The organism is Flavobacterium magnesitis (assembly GCF_041729735.1).
In the GTDB taxonomy this organism is placed as follows: Bacteria; Bacteroidota; Bacteroidia; order Flavobacteriales; family Flavobacteriaceae; genus Flavobacterium; species Flavobacterium magnesitis.
On record NZ_JBCFQK010000002.1, the window covers coordinates 106,213 to 127,370 of the forward strand.

The following is a 21,158-nucleotide window of genomic DNA, read 5'->3' on the forward strand; positions in this document are numbered from 1 at the left end:
CCTTTTCAATTTTAAAATATACTACTATGAAGAAAATTTTACTTATATTATTCTTATTACCTTTTTTAGGGTTAGCACAAGTTGATTTAGTACAATGGAATGGATCAACAGATTTAGTGCCAACTATTTTAAATAATAATATTGTTGCCAGTAATGTGACTGGAGCAGGAATAACTGGCCCTACTCCTGGTTATGATGGAATCACAGGCACTGGATGGCCAACAGGAAATGCTATAGATACAGGTAAATATTTTCAAATAACTTTAAATCCTATTTTGGATGGTGCTGTAGTATTAAATGAAATTAGATTTACTTATAAGGGAACTTATAATTCTTTTCAAGTTCGTTATTCTAAAGCTGCCGATTTTTCAAGCCCAACTACTCTTACAACGGTTACTAATGCTGCCTCAAATAATAGTCCAACTGTTGTAAGTTTGACTAATCCTATAACTGTCAATGCTGGTGAGAAAATCTATATACGTTTTTATGCTTACAATGGTGGTGGAAGTTGGAAATTGATGGACGGTAACTTATTAAAGTTGAGAGGGACAGTAACAACTCCTTCAAGAATGATCGGAGACTACGTAATTGGCAACGCTTCTGGAGCAAGTTTTCCAACAATATCTTCAGCGCTTAAAGCATTAATGGATGTTGGTGCTCGCGGAGATGTGAGGTTTTTATTAGACAATATCCTTTACAATACTTCCACTAATGAAACTTTTCCAATAGTAATCAGTCCATACGTAGGTAATGATTTGTATAAAGTAACTTTTAAGCCTAATACTGGTAAAACCGTGACTATTGCTGCGTCTAATAATACTATAAATAATAATAATAATACTGTTACATCCGTATTTAAATTAAACGGAGTTGATAGGGTTGTTTTTGATGGTAGTAATAGTGAAAATGGAACATCGAAAGATTTAACACTTGATAACACCAATTCTTCAAATAATAGCCGAACAGTGATTTGGATTGCTAGTGAAAATAGCACCAATGGTTCAAACAATAATGAAATTAAAAATGTAATTATAAGGCAACATACAAAATATAATGGAAGTCAAGATCGATCTATGGGAATATTTGCAGGTGGAACTAGTGACGTAATTTCTCAAGCCGAAGCGGCAAATTCCAATATAACTGTTTCTAATGTTGAATTTAAAAAAGTTGGTTTAGCTATTTATGTTAATGGAAATAATGATAATAGTAAACTTTCATCAAATTGGGTGGTTAAGAATAATATAATTGGTAATGATAGTTCAGATAATAGCTTGAAACCATATTGTGGTGTGGATTTTTCAAATGTTAAAGATTATGAGGTTTCCAATAATGATATTAAGGGTATTGTAAACGATATAAATCAATCATTTTCAGGTAGACATGCCGCTATTTGGATTACAGGAAATAGTAATGGAAGTATATTTAATAATAAAATTGCTAATCTTTCAAATAGTTTAGGAAACGGAACACCACAGAGTAGAGGGATTTATATTAACTCTTCTAATAACCTTATTTATAATAATTTCATAAGTAATGTTTATTCCAGTGTGGGTCCGGGAGGAAATGGAGTATATATTAATTCTGGGAGTGCTAATAAAATTTATTATAATACTATTGTAATGAACAATAATAGTAATCCATCAGGTTCTTCTTGTTTGTACATCAATGGAGGGAGTGTTTTAGAGATTAAAAATAATATTTTTTATAATACTCAAACTATAGGTAGTCAATATGCAGTATATTCAAGAGTTGCTAATTCAGCTTTCACTGCTATCGATTATAATGATTATTATGCTGCTACTATTGGTTATTTGGGTAGTGCTAGAACAACATTAGCCAATTGGAGAACAGCTACAGGTAAGGATGTTCAATCAATTGATATTCTTCCTGTTTTCGTTTCTTCAACAGATTTACATTTAAGTAACGGTGAAAACTCTAAGTTAAAAGCTGCAACACCCATTTCAGGAATTACAACTGATATTGATGGAGATACTCGTGATATTACTACACCATACATAGGAGCTGACGAAATAAAGTGTACTTTTCTTACTAAATGGAATGGTGAGAGCTGGTTTCCAGGTGCTCCTTCTATTGATAGCAAAGTTGTTTTTGTAGAAAACTATAATGAAAACGAAGATGAAACAAAATTAGATGAAAATAGAGAACTTATTGAGGCTTGTTCTTGTGAGGTAACAGCTAGTTTTAAAGTTGTAATTAAAAAAGGGCGTACTTTAAAAGTAGTAAATGAAGTTAAGGTGGCAACAGGTGCAGAATTAATTTTCGAAAACAATGCAAGCTTGGTTCAAGTTAATGAAGATCCTAACATTAATTCAGGAAATATTATTTATAAACGTGAGACAGGAATATTAAATCGTTATGATTTTACCTATTGGTCTTCGCCAGTGGCAGGTATGACTTTAGGGATATTATCACCAACAACATTCTTTGATAAATATTTTAGCTATATGAACGTTAATGCCTGGGCATTAGAAAGTCGTGCAACTGATATGAAAGAAGGAGTGGGATATAGTGTTAGAGCACCACAGTCATATAAAACTACTGGAAGTATAGAAATATATAAAGCAACTTTTACAGGAGTACCGCATAATGGTTTGGTTACTTTAACATCATTAGCAGGAAGTCAAGCCCACTTATTAGGAAATCCTTATCCATCAGCAATTGATGCAGATGTGTTTTTAAATTTGAATTCTGATTTAAATGTACCTGAAGAGCAGAGAGTATTAGAAGGGACTCTTTATTTCTGGACACATAATTCTCCACCAAGTGATGCTATTCCTGGAGATAAAAAGTATAATTATACAACTGCTGATTATGCTACTTACAATAGGACTGGTGGAGTTGGAAATGGTCCAAAAGCTCTAGCTGCTAGTACAGGAGGAACTCCACCAACTGGAAATATTGCTGCAGGTCAGGGATTTTTTGCACCAACAAAAGCAGGAGGAAATGTAGTGTTTAAAAATACTATGCGAATTTCTGGAGGAGCTTCAGGAACAGATAATGCACAGTTTTTTAAATTGAGTACTAATTCTAAAACAACTACTACTGTTGCTAAAACAGAGAAAAACCGTATTTGGTTGAATTTAACAAATAATGAAGGAGCTTTCAAGCAAACTTTGATTGGTTACATTACAGGGGCAACTAATAATTATGATGGTGGATTTGATGGAATGACTTATGATGGCAATCAATATGTTGATTTTTATAGTGTAAATAACGAGGTGAATTTAGCTATTCAGGGACGTGCTTTACCTTTTGTAAAAAAGGACAGTGTAGCCTTAGGGTATAAATCAACAATTAAAGGGGAGTTCCAAATTAGTATTGATCAAACCGATGGTGTTTTGACTACTCAGAATGTGTTTTTAGAAGACAAAGATTTAAAAGTAGTCCATGACCTTAAAAAAGAAGCGTATACTTTTAGTACTGAGAAAGGAGCTTTCAATAATCGTTTTGTATTGCGTTATGCCGATAAAAATGCAGTAGATGAAGTGATTGTTCCCGAAACGCCTGGTCAAGAATCAAACGCAGCAGTTATTGTTTCGGTTAAGGATGGCGAAATCAAGATAAATGCTACTACAACAAAATTAGATAAAGTAGTTGTGTATGATATGGCAGGAAGAAAGCTGTTTCAAAAGAATAAGGTAGATGCCAATGTGTTTTTTATCTCACGTTTGGTTTGGAATCATCAGGCATTAGTAGTTGATATTGTATTGACAGATGGTACAAAGCACAGTAGAAAGATTATTAATTAGTTCAAAAATTGATTTTTAAAAGTCCCGATTGCGTTATGTAATCGGGATTTTTTTTGCTAGCTAGAGCGCATTTTTAGCCATGAATGCACGAATTTTTTTTTAAATTTATGGCGAAAAATAAATGAATTTCTTTGTGAATCTTTGCGGATTTTCCTTTGCGATTCTTTGCGGTAAACAGCCCCCTGATTACTATGATTTTATCTCATTTTTTTTTAAATAATTTGCGAATTTGCAGTTTATTTTCTTGGAATTAATCCCTTGTAAATTAGGGTGTTTACAAGATTAAGTAATTTTCTTGCTGTAGCTTTTGACTTTATTTTATTGTTAAAACGTGTATTTTAACGACAGAAAACTTCCTTTAAACGATTTTTTTAGTAATTTTATCTCAGATTTTTAGACCCCCTAAAAAATTGCGTCTACTAGATATAATTTATCTAGTGGTTTGTTTATTTTTTTAAATAAAGGGGTCATGAATAAAAATTACTTTACTTCTATTACACCAATAAAAACGATTAAAACCTGCTGTTTTTTATTGGTAATTTTTTTTTCAATTTCTTCTTATGGGCAAGATGTTAAGAATCATCTGGGTACTTCTTCGCCAGGATCAGGAACACTAGAGATACCTGCAGGGGTAGGAATGTCTGGAAACTCCATAAAGGTTCAAACCTGGGGAGCTGGTGGTGGTGGTGGTCCGGCGGCACTATTAGGTCTTCTTAATGTTCTTAATGTAGGCGGCGGCGGCGGTGGTGGAGCATTCCATGAGGGAATTCTAAATAATGTTGGAGAAGACCCAGACAATGTAAAAATTGGTTATACTATTGGAGCAGGAGGAGCAGGAGGAACACCTACTACTATTGATGGCAGGAATGGAGGAAATTCATTTTTTTCTACTGTCTCAGCTAATGGAGGTAAAGGAGGAGCAGCTGGAATACTTTTAGGAGGAATATTAAATTTGTATGCTTCAAATGGAATAGGTGGTCAAGGAGGTCAGGGTGGAAGTTTTTCAGGAGGAGATGGTTTTACTGCTGGTCTACTCGGACAAGGTTTGGGTTTAGTAAGTGGTGGTGGTGGTGGCGCAGGTTCCGGTGGAGATGGCAAAGGTAGTAATGTGGATATCCTTACTCAAACTGGCGGAGCTGGCGGAATAGCTAATGGTAGTGATGGCGGAACAGGGGGTAAAGGTGGAGATGGTCTTACTATTTCAAATTTGACTCATGGTAATGGATTAGCTGGTGGCTTTCCCGCAGGAGGAGGAGGAGGAAGTTATACTACGTTAGATTTAGTAGGACTTTTTGGTCGTCCTAAAGGAGGTGATGGAGCTAATGGTCAAATAAAAGTAACCTATACTTGTCCTGTTTATACGGTTTCCAATGTTACAGCTGATGATGTATGCGTTCCAATAGGAACTACTGTTGTTACTTTGAACGGATTTTTACCTGTAGGGAAATATACTGTAACCTATGATGTTAGTTCTCCTTCACAACCCGGACTTCAGGCTGTTGACGTGAAGGTTACAACAGCAGGAACGCTTAAGTTTACAGTATCAGGATTAACAGTTGTAGGGACAAGTCGAATAACTATCAAAAATATAACATCAGTAGATTGTTCAACCAATATTGATGAATACGTTGATGTAACTGTAAGTCCTAATTTAGTTGCAAGTGTTGCTATTACGGCTTCTCCATCTGGAGCTATTTGTTATGGTACACCAGTAACATTTACAGCTACGCCAACTAATGGAGGGACAGCACCAGTATATCAATGGAGAGTAAATGGAGTAAATGTTGTGGGTGCTAATGGTATAACTTATACGAATTCGGAATTAATAAATGGTGCTGTTGTTAGTTGTGTGATGACATCAAATGCTACTCCTTGCCTTACAGGAAATCCAGCAACATCTAACCCTAATTACAATGGCAATATCAGGACCAGCGGCAAATTCAGTTACTGTTTGTATTGAAGGTTCAGGAAGTTTAACTGCGTCAGCTGTTTGTATTGCTGGGGTTGATATTGTCAAAAATGCTGGTACTGGAGCAAATGTTGCAAAAGCAGAATCTATTTTAGATTGGACTATTCCTACTAATCCTATCGGAGGTATTACAGCTGATGATGGAATAGTGGCTTCATCTACACTAACTATTGGAGGCTTGCTAGCAGGAGGTGGAACTTTTGCAACTAATTATCTTCAAGCAAGAAACTTCGATTTTTCTGGTATCCCATCAAATGCTATAATTAAAGGGATACAAGTTTCTGTAGATAGATATAGCGATCAAAGCGAATCTGGAAGATATGTTAGAGATAATACTGTAAGCTTAATAAAAAATAATTTTATAGTAGGCGCTAACAAAGCGGTAATTGGTAGCAATTGGCCAAAGATTAGTGCTGCTATTGATTATGGAGGGGTATCGGATTTATGGGGTACAACATGGACTATAAATGATATTAAAAATCCGAATTTTGGAGTTGCTATAGCCGTAAATATTCGTGCTCCGGGTGTAGTTTTAGGGTCTACAACAACAACCGCTAATGTAGATTATATAAGTGTTATCATTACATATGATATTCCAGTAGATTGGTACAAAGATCCATCTGGAGGAACACCAATAGGTTCAGGTTCTTCTTTTAACCCAGTTGGAGTTGCTAACTCAGGATTAGCTAATACTAATACTGCAGGAATACATACTTATTATGCAGCCTGTTCTACCGCACCAGAATGTAGAACACCTGTTGATTTTGTTATTAATGGAGTGCCTACTATAGAAACTATTGTTTCTCCGGCTGCATTGTGTCCAGATGGTGCATTGAATCCAGTAGTTCCAGCATTTGATGCTAAAAGTCCTGTAATTACTGCGGATGGCTGGCAATTAGAAACAACAGTGGGAGGAGGTAATTATGCGAATATAATAGTTCCTTATACTGTTTCTTTAGCTGATAATAATAAACGTATAAGGTATTATGTTAGTAACAGTTGTACAACGACATATAGTAATGTTGTAGCAGTAACAGTAAATAGTGTTCTTGTACCTGTGATAGGTATTCCTACTCAGCCTATTTGTACAGAACCTACAGCAAGTGTAGTTGTAAATGGTTTGTCAGGAACCTGGACTGTAAGCGCTATACCTAATATAGGATTGACTGGTTTAACAGGTACTGGATCAACTACTACAATTTCAGGCTTAACTCCGGGAACAACGTATAGCTTTACATTTTCTAATGGAAGTTGTATCTCTGAAGTTTTTTCGGTTGAAGTGGAGAATTTGCCTGTAAAAACATGGAAGGATGATGCCTGGGATGGTGATGGTACTGATCCAACAATTGATGCAAAAGTAATATTTGAATCAGATTATAATATAGAAAAGAGTGTTACAGCCTGTTCTTGCGAAGTAAAGTCAGGCGCTGTTGTAGTTTTTAATTCAGGGTATTATTTAAAGCTAAGGAATGAATTAATTGTGGATCCTGATGGTTTGCTTACTTTTGAAAATAATGCTAGTTTAGTGCAAATAAATAACGTGGTAAACTCAGGAGTTATTAGTTATAAGCGTATTACTACACCCGTAAATCGTTATGATTTTACCTATTGGTCTTCGCCAGTTATAGATATGACTTTAAAACAATTATCCCCTGGAACATTTTTCGATAAGTACTTTAAGTATGATAATGCCTGGGTATCTATAGTTCGCGAAACAGGTATGCATATAGGAGAAGGATATAGTGTTAGAGCACCACAAATAATTGCAATTAACGGAAATCCAGCAAGATATCCAGCAGTTTTTAAAGGAGTACCTTATAATGATGAAGTAAAAAAGAATTTAGTTGGAAATCGAGTCTATCTTTTAGGAAATCCGTATCCATCGGCTATCAGTGCTGAAGCATTTTTAATAGCAAATGAAACAAAATTAAACGGAACACTTTATTTCTGGACTCATAATTCACCACCAAGTGAGTTTATTGGTGGAGATAAAAAATATAATTATACTACTAATGATTATGCTACTTATAATCGTACAGGAGGTACAGCTACCCGGGCTGCTATAGTAGATACTGATTTTAATTATCCGGATATTAATTCCAGTATTCCTAATGGTAATATTGCTGCTGCTCAAGGCTTTTTTGCACAAGCAAGTGCAATGGGAGGAGAAATTGTTTTTAATAATAGTATGCGACTTACTGAAAATGCTGTAATGGATAACTCTCAATTTTTTAAATTGGGAACTACTTCAAAAGCTACGAGTAGAGTTGAGAAAAACCGTGTGTGGTTGAATTTGTCTAATGAAGAAGGTGCTTTTAAGCAAACATTGATTGGTTACATCACTGGAGCAACAAATAATTATGAAGGAAATTTTGATGGGGTGAGTTATGACGGAAATCAATACGTTGATTTTTATAGCATCAATCAGGAATTGAATTTGTCTATTCAGGGTCGTGCATTACCTTTTCAACAAAAAGATAGTGTTGCATTAGGGTATAAGACAGCTATTGCTGGCAATTTTAAAATTAATATTGACCATGTAGATGGTTTGATGACATCACAAAAAGTATTTTTAGAAGATAAAACTACACAAGTGCTACATGATTTAAAAGAACCGTATTCTTTTACTACCGAAAAAGGAATTTTCAATGATCGATTTGTGTTGCTATATGAAGATAAAAATGCTGTTGAAGAAATTGTTGATGTAAACGTTGAAGGAGTGGTAATTTCGACGAAAGACAAAATCATAGCTATTGATAGTGCCAGTGAGATAATTAAGACTATTTCTGTTTATGATTTTTCAGGGAAATATGTGTATTATGATGCCGCCGTAAATGTAGCAGCTACAACTATTAGTAATTTATCGAATGCTCATCATGCTTTAATCGTACAGGTAGTATTGGAAAATGGTAAAAAAGCAGTGAAGAAAATAATCTATTAATTTAGGAATACAATTTATGACCATAAACCTTTTAAATAAAAAATCCATTAGAATTTAGTTTCTAATGGATTTTTTTATATTTCAAAAAAGTCTTTATTTTCTTTTAACCGATGCTTCAACATTACGCTCAATAGTATGTCCTGGACGAGACCATTTTGGTTTTTCGCCTAAAGATTGAAATTGAGAATCTTCGGCTTCAACCGTTTTGGGTTGTACTACTTTTGTAAATGCTTTTTGTGGATTCAAACCTAGCATCTCAAACATTTTCATGTCTTCGTTAACATCAGGATTTGGAGTGGTTAACAATTTGTCACCAGCAAAAATAGAATTGGCACCAGCAAAAAAGCACATGGCTTGTCCTTCGCGGCTCATATTCGTTCTTCCTGCGGATAGACGCACCTGAGTTTCTGGCATAACAATACGAGTAGTGGCTACCATTCGAATCATTTCCCAAATTTCAACTGGTTTTTCTTCTTCCATTGGAGTTCCTTCAACGGCAACAAGTGCATTAATAGGCACTGATTCTGGTTGTGGGTTTAAAGTAGAAAGTGCTACTAGCATTCCTGCGCGGTCTTCGATGCTTTCTCCCATTCCGATAATTCCTCCACTACAAACAGTAACATTCGTTTTACGGACATTTTCTATAGTTTGTAAACGATCTTCAAATCCTCTTGTCGAAATAACGTCTTTGTAATATTCTTCAGAAGTATCTAAGTTGTGATTGTAAGCATATAAACCTGCTTCGGCCAAACGTTGTGCTTGATTTTCGGTAATCATACCTAGAGTACAACATACTTCCATATCTAGTTTGTTAATGGTACGAACCATCTCTAAAACTTGGTCAAATTCAGGTCCGTCTTTTACGTTTCTCCAGGCTGCTCCCATACATACGCGTGATGAACCTGTAGATTTTGCACGCAAGGCTTGTGCTTTTACCTGGCTCACACTCATTAAATCATTTCCTTCAACGCCAGTGTTATAACGTGCTGCCTGAGGACAATAGCCACAATCTTCTGAACATCCACCAGTTTTTATAGACAATAAAGTAGATACTTGAACCACATTTGGGTCGTGGTGTTCTCTATGAATGGATGCGGCTTCAAAAAGCAAATCCATCATAGGTTTATTATATATAGCAATAATTTCTTCTTTTGTCCAATCGTGTTTTGTAATACTCATTGAATTGTATTTTTTAATGGCTCAAAAGTAGTCAAATTGTTCAAAATAGCAATGCAATAGCTTTAAAAAGGGATTGGACAAAAAGAAGCTTTATGGATTAATCTGATGGATATTTTCTTTTCCAGAATAATAGTAATGAAAAGCTAACAATCATTACCGAAACGATTGCTTCAATAAATAAAGAAATAACATAAGTCATTACGGTAGCTTCTCCTGGATATAGTATGGTATAAGATAAACTTTCAATGAATTCATCACCACCTTTAGAATAAATATAGGCGGTTACACCAATAATACTTAAACTAATACCAATGAATCCCGTAACGAATGCTGAAATAGCATTTTTACCAAAATTGTTTTTTCCGTGTTTATAATTAGATTGTAAAGTTTTGTTGACTCCATAATAGACAAACAAGATATTCAGTAATCTTAAATAAAATACATCAGTAAGTTGGAGCATTTCAATCAACACAAAGTAAATAGCGATTCCTATAAAAATAATAATTCCGTTATATAATTCTTTTGGCAGTTTCATACGCTTAATTTTTTTAAGGTTAAAAAATAAATATTTGATATTAATTGGGCGTTCTCTATCAAATTTACGTAAAAAAAAGGAGGAATTTTAAAAAAACAGCAGTTTTTTATTGCAAATTAAGCGTATCTAGGTATATAAGCGTTTGCGTTTTGTCTTTCTCAATTTGCTCTTTCAATAATAGGATCGAATCAAATTTTTCTTCTCCCCGAATGCGTTTTAGTATTGAAACAGTTATTTTTTGATTGTATAAATCGCCTTCAAAATCTAAATAATGAATTTCAACAGATAAATCTTCGACGCCAACAGTAGGGTTGATGCCAATATTCATCATGCCATATATTTCTTGATTGTTGATTAGGCTTGATACAATATAAACTCCTTTTAGCGGAATAAGTTTGTAATCTTCCTCAATAGTAAGATTGGCTGTTGGAAAACCAATGGTTCTTCCGAGTTGTTTTCCTTTAATCACGGTTCCGGTCACAAAGTAGTTGTATCCTAGGTATTTGTTTGCTAAAATCATGTTACCCTCCTGAATAGCATTTCTAATTTTAGTGGAACTTACCGAAATTTCGTTGATTTCCTGAGCAGATATTTGTTCGACTTCAAAGTTGTATTTTTCTCCAAATTCAATCAAATTGTGGATGTCGGCCGTTCTGTTTCTTCCAAATCGATGGTCGTAACCAATAATTATCTTATGAATTTTAAATTGTTCGACCAATACCGTTTTTACAAATTCTTCGGCGGTTAATCTGGAGAAACTTTCATCAAAAGGATGAATAACTAGATTTTGTATTCCTAATTGTTCCAATAGACTTACTTTTTCAGAAATAGTGTTGAGTAATCTTATTTCTGAACGTTCTTGTAAAATCATTCTTGGGTGTGGAAAAAAAGTAAGTACAAGACTTTCGTATTCTTCGCCATGAGTATGCTGAATTACTTTTTCGAGTATTTTTTTATGTCCAATATGTACCCCATCAAAGGTGCCTAAAGTAAGGATTGTTTTTTTGGGAGAACTGAAATCTTTTATAGAATGAAAAATCTTCAAAGCAATTATTTTATAGTAGTGCAAATTTATGCTATCTTATTTGAATTTTAGGATATGCTGATTCTATTTTTTGAAGTATTTAGGTGGATTCTAACAAAAAAAGAAATATCATGTAATAAATCAACTGATTTCTCAGCTTTAATTAAAACCTATTTGGTGAATATATTTTGATTTAAATACTTTATTTTTGGAACTTAAATTTAGCTAGTCATGAAAATAAAAAGTCTATTCGTTTTTCTTTTATTGTGGTTTTCAGGTATTCATGCTCAAGAGAAAGAACCATGGAAAAGAATTAGTTCAACTACGAATAAACTTATTAGTAATTTAAATGTTAAGACTGCTGTTTTATTTCAATTGGATGAGGAAGTTTTAAACGAAAAACTTAAATTAATTCAGGATAAACAAGCCTTAAATACTACTATCGAAATTACAATTCCAAATGCTAATGGCGTTTTAGAAAAATTTTCAATTCACGAAGATTCTAATTTTGAACCTGAACTTCAGGCAAGATACCCAGATATTCGTTCTTATTCAGGAATTGGTATTACCGATGCAACTGCTTTCTTGAATTTTAGTATGTCTCCGCTAGGAATACAAACCATGATTGCCAGAAATGGAAATCAGATGGAATTTATTGAAAAAGATGCTGAAAACGAAGGTTTATATGTTGTTTTTGATTCTAAAAACAAATTAAAAGAACGCCTGCCTTTTAGTTGTACTACTGACAATGTGGTTAATTCGAACAAAAAAACAAACAGTCAAAGTGCAAAATTAGTTTCGAGCAATAAAACTTTTAGAACCTTACGATTAGCTTTGTCTTGTACGGGAGAATACGCTGTTTTTCACGGAGGTACTGTTAATGGCGCTTTAGCTGCTATGAATGCTACTATGACCAGGGTAAATGGGATTTTTAATAGGGATTTAGCGGTAAAACTATTATTGATTGCAAATAATAATCAGATTATATATACTAATGCTGCCACAGATCCTTATTCGGCAGCGAGTGCAGGTGTTGGAACTTCAACTACTCCAGGAGCTTGGAGTGCTGAATTACAAAATAATTTAACGAATGTTATAGGTAGTGCTAATTATGATATTGGTCATTTGTTTGGAGCAACAGGTGGTGGTGGAAATGCAGGTTGTATCGGTTGTGTTTGCGATGCCGACAAAGGAAGTGCCTATACTTCGCCGTCAAATAGTATTCCAAGAGGAGATGCTTTTGATATTGATTTTGTAGCTCATGAAATGGGGCATCAATTAGGAGCCAATCATACTTTTTCTCATGAAATTGAAGGAACTGCTGTGAGTGTGGAGCCAGGAAGTGGTTCTACTATAATGGGCTATGCAGGAATTACTACCGATTATGATGTAGAACAGCGTTCGGATGACTATTTTTCTTTTGCAAGTATTGCTCAAATCCAGAATAATTTGGCAACAAAAACTTGTCCAATTACTACAGTAATTAGTGCTAATGAGCCTGTGGTAAATGCAGGAGCTGATTATACTATTCCAAAAGGAACAGCCTTTGTTTTAAAAGGAACAGGAAGCGCCTCACCGTCGGTTACTTATGTTTGGGAACAAAATGATTCGGCTACATCTGCAAGTGGTGATTCTAGTATTGCTTTGAGTACCAAATCCAATGGTCCTTTATTTCGATCTTTTCCTCCTGTGAATACGCCAGTTAGATATATGCCTAGTTTCGAAAATGTATCTGCTGGAAAATTGACCAGCAGATGGGAATCGGTTTCTGATGTTGCCCGAACGCTTCATTTTGTTTTAACGGCTAGAGACAACGCTGCTGAGGGATTAGCTCAAACTATTTCAGATGAAATGGTAGTTAATGTAAGTGGAGCTGCTGGACCATTTGAAATTACTTCTCAAAATATAGATAATTTAAGTTGGTTTCAGAATTCGAATCAAAATATTACTTGGAACGTAAATGGAACTAGTAGTTTGCCGGGAGCTTCCAGAGTAAATATCAAGCTTTCTGTTGATAACGGAGTTAGTTTCCCAATTACTTTGGCTTCGGCTGTTGCCAATGATGGCTCTGAAACAATTACTGTTCCGGATGTTTCGGCTCAATTTTGTAAAATTTTGATAGAACCTACAGATAATATCTTTTATGCTGTAAATAGTAAAACCTTTGCAATAGGATATATAACCGAGTCCAGTTGCCAAACTTTTGATTTTGCAACGCCATTTGATATTCCAGAGCAAAGTAATTTTGCTACTAGAGAAATCGTAGTTCCTGCAACCAATTCTTTTGTTTCGGACCTAAATGTAAATGTAGATATTTCTCATCCTTATTTTTCCGATCTTCAAATGGAATTAGTAAGTCCAGAAGGAACGGTGGTGAAGTTGCTTTATAATGGCTGCGGAACAACAAATGGTCAATTAAAAGTTGATTTTGATGATGCAGGTGGAGATTTGTCTTGCGGAAACGCTACTTTGCAAACTGTAGCTCCTTTAGGTGTTTTGGGTAATTATAACGGCGAGAATCCAGAAGGAACTTGGTTGTTACGTATTCGGGATATTTTTACTAATGATAAAGGGGTTCTAAATGCAGCTTCGGTTACTATTTGTACTCAGGATTATACCTTAATAGCAGTTGATGAGATTAATAAAGATTTAAGAGTAAGTTCTAAGACTAATGATGGTAATTTTAATGTAAAATATATTAGTACTGCTGCTACAAGTGAGATTGAAATTTTGGTTTATGATGTTGCAGGGAAAAGATTGTTTGATGAAAAATATCCAAATAATGGGAATGTTAATCAAGATATTCAATTACCAAATAAACCTCAAGCAGGGATTTATTTTGTAGTTTTAATTGATGGAGGTGTTAAAAAAACAGCTAAAATAATTATCATATAAGAGCCTGTTTAAATTTATTTTTTTAATAAATTTTCTTTTTCCCCGTCCCTAAAGAGTGAAAAATTTATTAAAAATTCATCAAATATTACACCCTTTAGGGTTTGGGGAAATTAATTTTGATGAATTTTAAACAGGCTCTAACTCGAGATTCTTATTATGAAAAAGGCTGAAAATTTCTGTTTTCAGCCTTTTTTTTATTTTCCATTAAAAGAAGTCATGGTGTTTTCTAAACCTGCTGTTCCAAAAGATTTGATAATTTCAGAAGCTAATTCTAGCCGTTCGGGGAGTGCTTCATTTTCGGCAGCATTCCATTCTCCTAATACATAATCGACTTGTTTTCCTTTCTTAAATTCGTCACTAATTCCAAAACGAAAACGAGTGTAATCAGTTGTATTTAATGTGGCTTGAATACTTTTTAATCCATTGTGTCCTCCATCGCTACCTTTTTTTCTGATTCGTATGGTTCCGAAAGAAAGATTCAGATCATCCGTGATTACTAATAGATTTTCTAAAGGAATTTTTTCTTTTTCTAACCAATATTGAATCGCTTTTCCGCTCAAATTCATATAAGTATTGGGTTTTAAAAGTAAAAAGCTTCTTCCTTTGAATTTATATTCTGCCAGAGAACCTAATTTTACTGTTTGAAAATCAAGCCCTTCTTTTCGAGCTAAAAAGTCTACTATTTTAAATCCAATATTGTGACGTGTATTTACATATTCGGCACCAATATTACCCAATCCCACAATTAAATATTTTTTACTCACGTTTTTTATATTGTTTTTTTGGTGTTCGTGAACCTCCGGTTTCATATTGTCGATGTTCTCTTCTTTTGATGGTGATGAAAACAGTTTGGTGATCCATTTTATCATAGTGCAAAAATAAGTATAAATTTCAATTACAAGGGTCAATTTCAATTTCAATAATCAACTTAATGTGCATACTGTGGTTTACTTTTGTTTTTATATTGTACTTGTACTTAATTATTTGTTATTGGTATTGTTTCAAAAAAAAAGCACCAACCTTTCGATTGATGCTTTTAAGTATGATTGAAAAAAGATTATTTTTTCTTTCCTTTTGCAGGTGCTTTTGCTGCTTTTGCTGCTTCTTGAGCTGCTTTCATAGCCGCACGAGAGATCTTCACTTGACAAATAACAGTGTTATCTGGGTGCATGATTTTGAAATCAGGCGTAGGTACTTTAGTTACATATAACTTGTTACCCATATCAAGTGGAGTGATGTCAGCTTCAACAAAATCAGGAAGATTTTTAGGTAAAGCTTTAACTTTTAATTTACGGTTGTTGATACGTAAATCTCCACCAGCCATAACTCCTTTAGACTTACCAACGATTTTTACAGGAACTTCCATAGTGATTTCCTTGTCATCATACAATTGAAAAAAGTCAATGTGTAAAATTTTGTCAGAAACTGGGTGAACTTGAATGTCTTGTAAAATTGCATTGAATGATTTTCCTTTCTCAAGTTCGATCACAACTGTGTGAGCGTTTGGAGTGTAAACCAAGTTTTTGAATGCTTTTTCTTCTGCTGAAAAATGAACTGGTTGATCTCCTCCGTATAACACGCAAGGAACCGCTCCAGCATTACGTAAGGCTTTAGTCGCAACTTTGCCCACGCTTTCTCTTTCTGATCCTTTAATTGTAATCGATTTCATTTTAAATATTTATATAGTTATTAATTAAACTCTTTTTTTTAGCTCCAAGTACTTAGTCCCAAGTCCTTAGTTTTTAGTCTCTGGTTCATAGTCTAGTTCTCAGTTATCCACTAAGGACTATGTACTAAGTACTTTTTAGTTACATGATAAATTTTCCACTAATGGAATTGTTGTGTTGTACCATTTGCATTACTTCGGCAAAAAGAGGTGCACAACTCACGACTCTAATTTTCTTTGATTCTTTCTTTAATGGGATAGAATCCGTAACAATTAATTCGCTTAGTTTTGATTCTTCTATTCTTTCGTAAGCTTTTCCAGATAAAATAGCATGTGTGCAAATAGCTCTAACACTTAATGCTCCTCTTTCGATCATTAAATCGGCTGCTTTTGCTAATGTTCCACCTGTGTCAATCATATCATCAACAAGAATTACATTGCGACCTTTTACTTCGCCAATTAACTCCATGGTGTCAATAATGTTGGCTTCTTTTCTTTGTTTGTAACAAATAACCACATCCGATTCTAAGAATTTAGAATAAGCATACGCTCTTTTAGAACCTCCCATATCAGGAGAAGCAATGGTTAAATTTTCTAATTTTAAACTTTCTACGTACGGTAAGAATATTGTTGAAGCAAAAAGGTGATCTACTGGTTTTTCAAAGAATCCCTGGATTTGATCTGCATGTAAATCCATGGTCATGATTCTTGTTGCTCCCGCTGCTTCTAGCATTTTGGCAATTAGTTTTGCTCCAATTGGAACCCTAGGCTTGTCTTTTCTGTCTTGTCTTGCCCAACCAAAGTATGGCATAACTGCAGTAATGTGTCTTGCCGAAGCGCGTTTTGCAGCATCAATCATTAATAATAACTCCATTAAATTATCCGTATTTGGAAAAGTAGAGCAAACAATAAAAACGCGTAAACCTCTTATAGATTCTTCGTAAGAAGGCTGGAATTCACCATCACTATAATGTGACATAGAAACTTTACCTAATGGAATACCATATTCTTTAGAAATTTTCTCAGCTAGATAGACACTTTGTGAACAAGCAAAAATTTTAGCTTCTGGTTCTTTTTGTGACATTTAATTTGTTGTTTTTATTCCGCTGCGCTCCATACAATTTGGCTTTGCTTTTTTCTAAAGCTAAAATATGTATAAATACCTCGGGTGGAGTTAGTTAGTATATGCTGTTTTAACGAGCTGCAAATTTAGAAAATTAATTTAACTGTGAAAGTAAAATTTTAAGAAATTTTCTTAGAATCTTTAAGAATATTTTTTACATTTGCACCGTGTTAAAGGAAAAGATATTTAACTACCATTAAATATCTCTTTATTGCGTTGAGACAATTGTTTTTTTGTCTCTGTCTGCTAAGCCCGGATGGCGGAATTGGTAGACGCGCTGGTCTCAAACACCTGTGGGAAACCGTGCCGGTTCGACTCCGGCTCCGGGTACAAAACCGCTTCGAAAGAAGTGGTTTTTTTGTTTTTATACTTTTTTATTGTGGTTTTTTTGTTCGAAATAGACCTTGCCTAGAAGTTTTATTTGGAATAATAAACAAAATACTATTTTACTTCTAGAATTGTTTTCAGACTTGCATTTGTTGTAAATGTCAATTTTAATGTGCGTTTGCAGCTGTTTTTATGGATATACCCCTTGTATTGTATTGTAATACCCCTCTTTTCTTTTGAGGTGTTGCTTAAATTTGTAGTCCAGATATTATATTTTTATTTAGCTTGCTGCTTTAAGTTGAATTTAATGCATTTTTATGTGTTTTCAATTATTGTCAATAAGTTAGTTTAGAATAAAATTTCTGATGATATTAAAATTTAAAAATCCGAGTTAATAAAATAAAATGATAATGAAGAATATTGTAGTAGCGCTTGCTTTGTTTTTAAGTCTGCAAAATAATTTTGCCCAAAATAATGAATGGGAGAATCCTCAAATTGTTGATAGAGGAAAAGAAGAAGGAAGAAGTTCCTTTTTATTGTTTAGTAATGAAGCGGAGTTAAAAGCCAATAATCCTCAAAAATCAGAATTGTATCAAAGTTTGAATGGGAACTGGAAATTTAATATTGTTAAAAATCCATCTCAAAGACCGATGGATTTTTACAAAACAGAATTGAATGATAGCGATTGGAAAAACATTCAAGTGCCTTCCAACTGGGAAATCCAAGGTTATGATATCCCAATTTATACTAATGTTACCTATCCATTTCCTAAAAATCCCCCATTTATAACTGGAGATTATAATCCTGTAGGGACATACAGACGCAGTTTTACAGTTTCGGATTCTTGGAAAGATAAAGAAATTATACTTCATTTTGCATCAATTTCCGGTTATGCCAGAGTATTCCTGAACGGAAAAGAAGTAGGAATGACAAAGGCTTCTAAAACGCCTGCCGAATTTAATATTACTTCTTTTTTAACAAAAGGCAATAATTTGATTGCTGTACAAATATTTCGTTGGCATGATGGAAGTTATTTAGAAGATCAGGATTTCTGGAGATTAAGTGGAATCGAACGTGATGTTTATTTGCAAGCAATGCCTAAAACTACTATTTGGGATTATTTTGTAAAAAGCGAATTAGATTCTGAATATAAAAACGGAATTTTTAATCTGGATATAACTTTAAAAACGTTCGAAAATAATAAAATAAAAAATCCTGCGATAAAAGTGGATTTATTTGATAATGAAGGTAAAGTTGTTTTTTCGGAAAGTAAAAAAGTAAGTTCCAAAGAACAAAAAATTAGTTTTGAAAAAACCATTGAAAATGTAAAACAATGGAATGCCGAAACGCCAAATTTATACCGATACACCATTACTTTGCTTGATAATAAAGGAAAAGTAATCGAAATTGTCTCTAAAAAAACAGGTTTTAGAAAAGTAGAAATCAAAGACGCTCAATTATTAGTTAACGGCAAAGCAGTTTTGGTAAAAGGAGTAAATATTCATGAACATAGTGATACAAAAGGACATGCTCCAGATGCTGAATTAATGGTAAAAGACCTTCAGTTAATGAAGGAAAATAATATTAATGCTATCAGAATGAGTCATTATCCGCATGATACTCATTTTTATGATTTATGTGATGAATATGGCTTTTATGTAGTGGACGAAGCAAATATTGAAACCCACGGAATGGGAGCCGAGTTGCAAGGTTCGTTTGATAAATCAAAACATCCTGCTTATTTGCCAGAATGGGCTCCAGCGCATTTGGACAGAATTAAAAGAATGTTTGCATTTGATAAAAATCATCCGTCAATTATTATTTGGTCTTTAGGAAATGAATGTGGAAACGGCCCTGTTTTTTATGATGCTTACGATTGGTTAAAACAAGTAGATTCTACTCGTCCAGTTCAGTTTGAACAGGCTGGAGAAAATAGAAATACTGATATTGTAGCTCCTATGTATCCCGGTATTAAGAGCATGAAGGATTATGCAAGTGCCGACAAAAAGCGTCCGTACATTATGTGTGAGTATTCACATGCGATGGGTAATAGCAACGGAAATTTTCAGGAATATTGGGATATTATCAATAGTAGTAAACACATGCAAGGTGGTTTTATTTGGGATTGGGTGGATCAAGGATTGAAAACTAAAAATGAAAAAGGAATTACGTTTTGGGCTTATGGAGGAGATTTAGGCGGAGAAAAATTGCAAAATGACGAAAATTTCTGTGCGAATGGTTTAATAAGTGCCAATAGAATTCCGCATCCAGGTTTGTTTGAGGTTAAAAAAGTATATCAAAACATTCAATTTCAGTTGGATGATAAAGCTAATTTAGCAGTGACGAATCATTTTAATTTCACCAATCTTTCTAATTATACTTTTAAATGGGAGTTGATTAAAAATGGAAAAAAAGTAAAATCGGGAGAATTTAGTTTAGACGTAAATCCTGAAGAAACGAAACAAGTAGCTTTAGATTTAGGTTCACTTGATGGAAATTCAGAATGTTTTTTAAATGTTTTTGCAGTTTCAAAGGATGATGCTCCTTTGGTTATAAAAGGGCATGAATTTGCCAGAGAGCAATTTACAATTGGAAAAGGAAATTACTTTAAGAATACTATTGCTTCTGCAAAAAGTTCAGCAAAACTGAAGCATTCGATTAAAAGCAATGTACTTTTATTTGAAACCGAAACAATTATTGGAACATTCGATTTAAAAAAAGGAGAAATTTTGAAATATGGATCGAAAAAAGCAGAAGAGACAATGGTTAGCCATTTCCCAACACCGTATTTTTGGCGTGCTCCAACAGACAATGATTTTGGAAATAAGATGCAAAATAAATTAGTAGTTTGGAAAGAAGCATCAAATAATCCCACTGTTGTAAGTGTCAATTTAGATAAAAAATCTCCAGAAGGATTGCTCATAAAAGTAGTTTATCAATTAGCAAAAGTAGAAGTTCCGTATACAGTAGATTATTTAATTCAAAGTGATGGTTCAGTAAAACTTACTGCATCTATTGATATGACAGGGAAAGAATTGCCTGAATTGCCTCGTTTTGGAATGCGTTTAAAATTAAATGGAACTTATGATAATTTGAATTATTACGGAAGAGGACCTTGGGAAAATTATTCGGATAGAAATACGGCTTCGTTTATTGGAACTTATTCTGATAAAGTGATTAATCAGTTTACAAGAACTTATATTCGTCCTCAAGAATCAGGTTATAAGACTGATGTTCGTTGGTTGACTTTAAAAAATGATAAAGGGCAAGGTTTAAAAATAACCGGGCAACAGCCAATAGGTTTTAGTGCGTTAAATATTCCAACAGAAGATTTAGATCCGGGAAAATCCAAATCGCAACGCCACCCTTCTGATTTAGATTTGGATTCTAATGAAGCAGTTTACCTGCATGTAGATTACAAACAGAGAGGAGTGGGAGGAGATGATAGTTGGGGACGTTTGCCACATGATGAGTATCGATTGCTAGATAAAAAATACACTTATTCTTATGTAATTTCATTAGTTAATTAATTTAGCGTTTATTTATGTTTCTTTTGGAAAACCTATGATATTTATTCATAGGTTTTTCTAATTTTATGAATTAAACCACCGCTGTTTTATAACATTGATTAAATAATGTTAAAGCGAATCATAAAATTTGAATTAAAAAAATATACCAAACCAAAACCAAACTATATTTTGATAAATAGATTCTTGTCATTTTTTATGC

The 21,158-nt window shown here is 33.8% G+C and carries 11 protein-coding genes and 1 tRNA gene; 6 read left to right on the forward strand and 6 right to left on the reverse strand.

Annotated features, from left to right (window positions below; translation table 11 throughout):
* The first annotated feature begins 26 nt into the window (after positions 1-26).
* The 3 genes from AAGV33_RS02355 to AAGV33_RS02365 all read left to right on the forward strand — a co-directional run bounded on the left by AAGV33_RS02355 (position 27) and on the right by AAGV33_RS02365 (position 8,680).
* A complete protein-coding gene (locus tag AAGV33_RS02355) occupies positions 27-3,770 on the forward strand; it encodes a hypothetical protein (protein WP_373390310.1) in 3,744 nt (1,247 codons plus the stop codon).
* A gap of 469 nt (positions 3,771-4,239) precedes the next feature.
* Positions 4,240-5,730, forward strand: coding sequence for a glycine-rich domain-containing protein (locus AAGV33_RS02360; RefSeq protein WP_373390311.1), 1,491 nt, complete (start codon positions 4,240-4,242; stop codon positions 5,728-5,730).
* A complete protein-coding gene (locus tag AAGV33_RS02365) occupies positions 5,684-8,680 on the forward strand; it encodes a hypothetical protein (protein WP_373390312.1) in 2,997 nt (998 codons plus the stop codon). Before AAGV33_RS02360 ends, AAGV33_RS02365 begins: the two co-directional genes overlap by 47 nt.
* A 93-nt stretch (positions 8,681-8,773) precedes the next feature.
* Here AAGV33_RS02365 and bioB read toward each other — a convergent pair whose 3' ends face one another.
* The 3 genes from bioB to AAGV33_RS02380 form a co-directional block, all read right to left on the reverse strand.
* On the reverse strand, positions 8,774-9,859 hold the full coding sequence (gene bioB, locus AAGV33_RS02370; RefSeq protein ID WP_373390313.1) for a biotin synthase BioB: 1,086 nt from the start codon (positions 9,857-9,859) through the stop codon (positions 8,774-8,776).
* Between the two features lie 97 nt (positions 9,860-9,956).
* Positions 9,957-10,394, reverse strand: coding sequence for a hypothetical protein (locus tag AAGV33_RS02375; protein WP_373390314.1), 438 nt, complete (start codon positions 10,392-10,394; stop codon positions 9,957-9,959).
* 106 nt (positions 10,395-10,500) lie between these two features.
* Positions 10,501-11,439, reverse strand: coding sequence for a bifunctional riboflavin kinase/FAD synthetase (locus AAGV33_RS02380; RefSeq protein WP_373390315.1), 939 nt, complete (start codon positions 11,437-11,439; stop codon positions 10,501-10,503).
* Between the two features lie 210 nt (positions 11,440-11,649).
* Between AAGV33_RS02380 and AAGV33_RS02385 the strand changes: the two genes are divergently transcribed.
* Positions 11,650-14,313, forward strand: a complete 2,664-nt coding sequence (locus tag AAGV33_RS02385; RefSeq protein ID WP_373390316.1) for a reprolysin-like metallopeptidase — start codon at positions 11,650-11,652, stop codon at positions 14,311-14,313.
* A 194-nt stretch (positions 14,314-14,507) separates the two neighbouring features.
* Here AAGV33_RS02385 and pth read toward each other — a convergent pair whose 3' ends face one another.
* The 3 genes from pth to AAGV33_RS02400 all read right to left on the reverse strand — a co-directional run bounded on the left by pth (position 14,508) and on the right by AAGV33_RS02400 (position 17,063).
* Complete coding sequence (gene pth / locus AAGV33_RS02390; RefSeq protein ID WP_373390317.1) at positions 14,508-15,182, reverse strand: aminoacyl-tRNA hydrolase; 675 nt, start codon at positions 15,180-15,182, stop codon at positions 14,508-14,510.
* Positions 15,183-15,370: 188 nt separating this feature from the next.
* The gene (locus AAGV33_RS02395) at positions 15,371-15,982 is read right to left on the reverse strand and encodes a 50S ribosomal protein L25/general stress protein Ctc (RefSeq protein ID WP_373390318.1); all 612 of its coding nucleotides are present in this window, start codon (positions 15,980-15,982) and stop codon (positions 15,371-15,373) included.
* A gap of 139 nt (positions 15,983-16,121) precedes the next feature.
* The gene (locus AAGV33_RS02400) at positions 16,122-17,063 is read right to left on the reverse strand and encodes a ribose-phosphate pyrophosphokinase (protein WP_373390319.1); all 942 of its coding nucleotides are present in this window, start codon (positions 17,061-17,063) and stop codon (positions 16,122-16,124) included.
* A gap of 289 nt (positions 17,064-17,352) precedes the next feature.
* Here AAGV33_RS02400 and AAGV33_RS02405 point away from each other — a divergent pair.
* Positions 17,353-17,432: transfer RNA gene (locus AAGV33_RS02405), tRNA-Leu, on the forward strand.
* A 407-nt stretch (positions 17,433-17,839) separates the two neighbouring features.
* Positions 17,840-20,959: a beta-galactosidase, LacZ type gene (gene lacZ / locus AAGV33_RS02410; RefSeq protein ID WP_373390320.1), complete on the forward strand. Its 3,120-nt coding sequence runs from the start codon at positions 17,840-17,842 to the stop codon at positions 20,957-20,959.
* Positions 20,960-21,158: the final 199 nt, after the last annotated feature.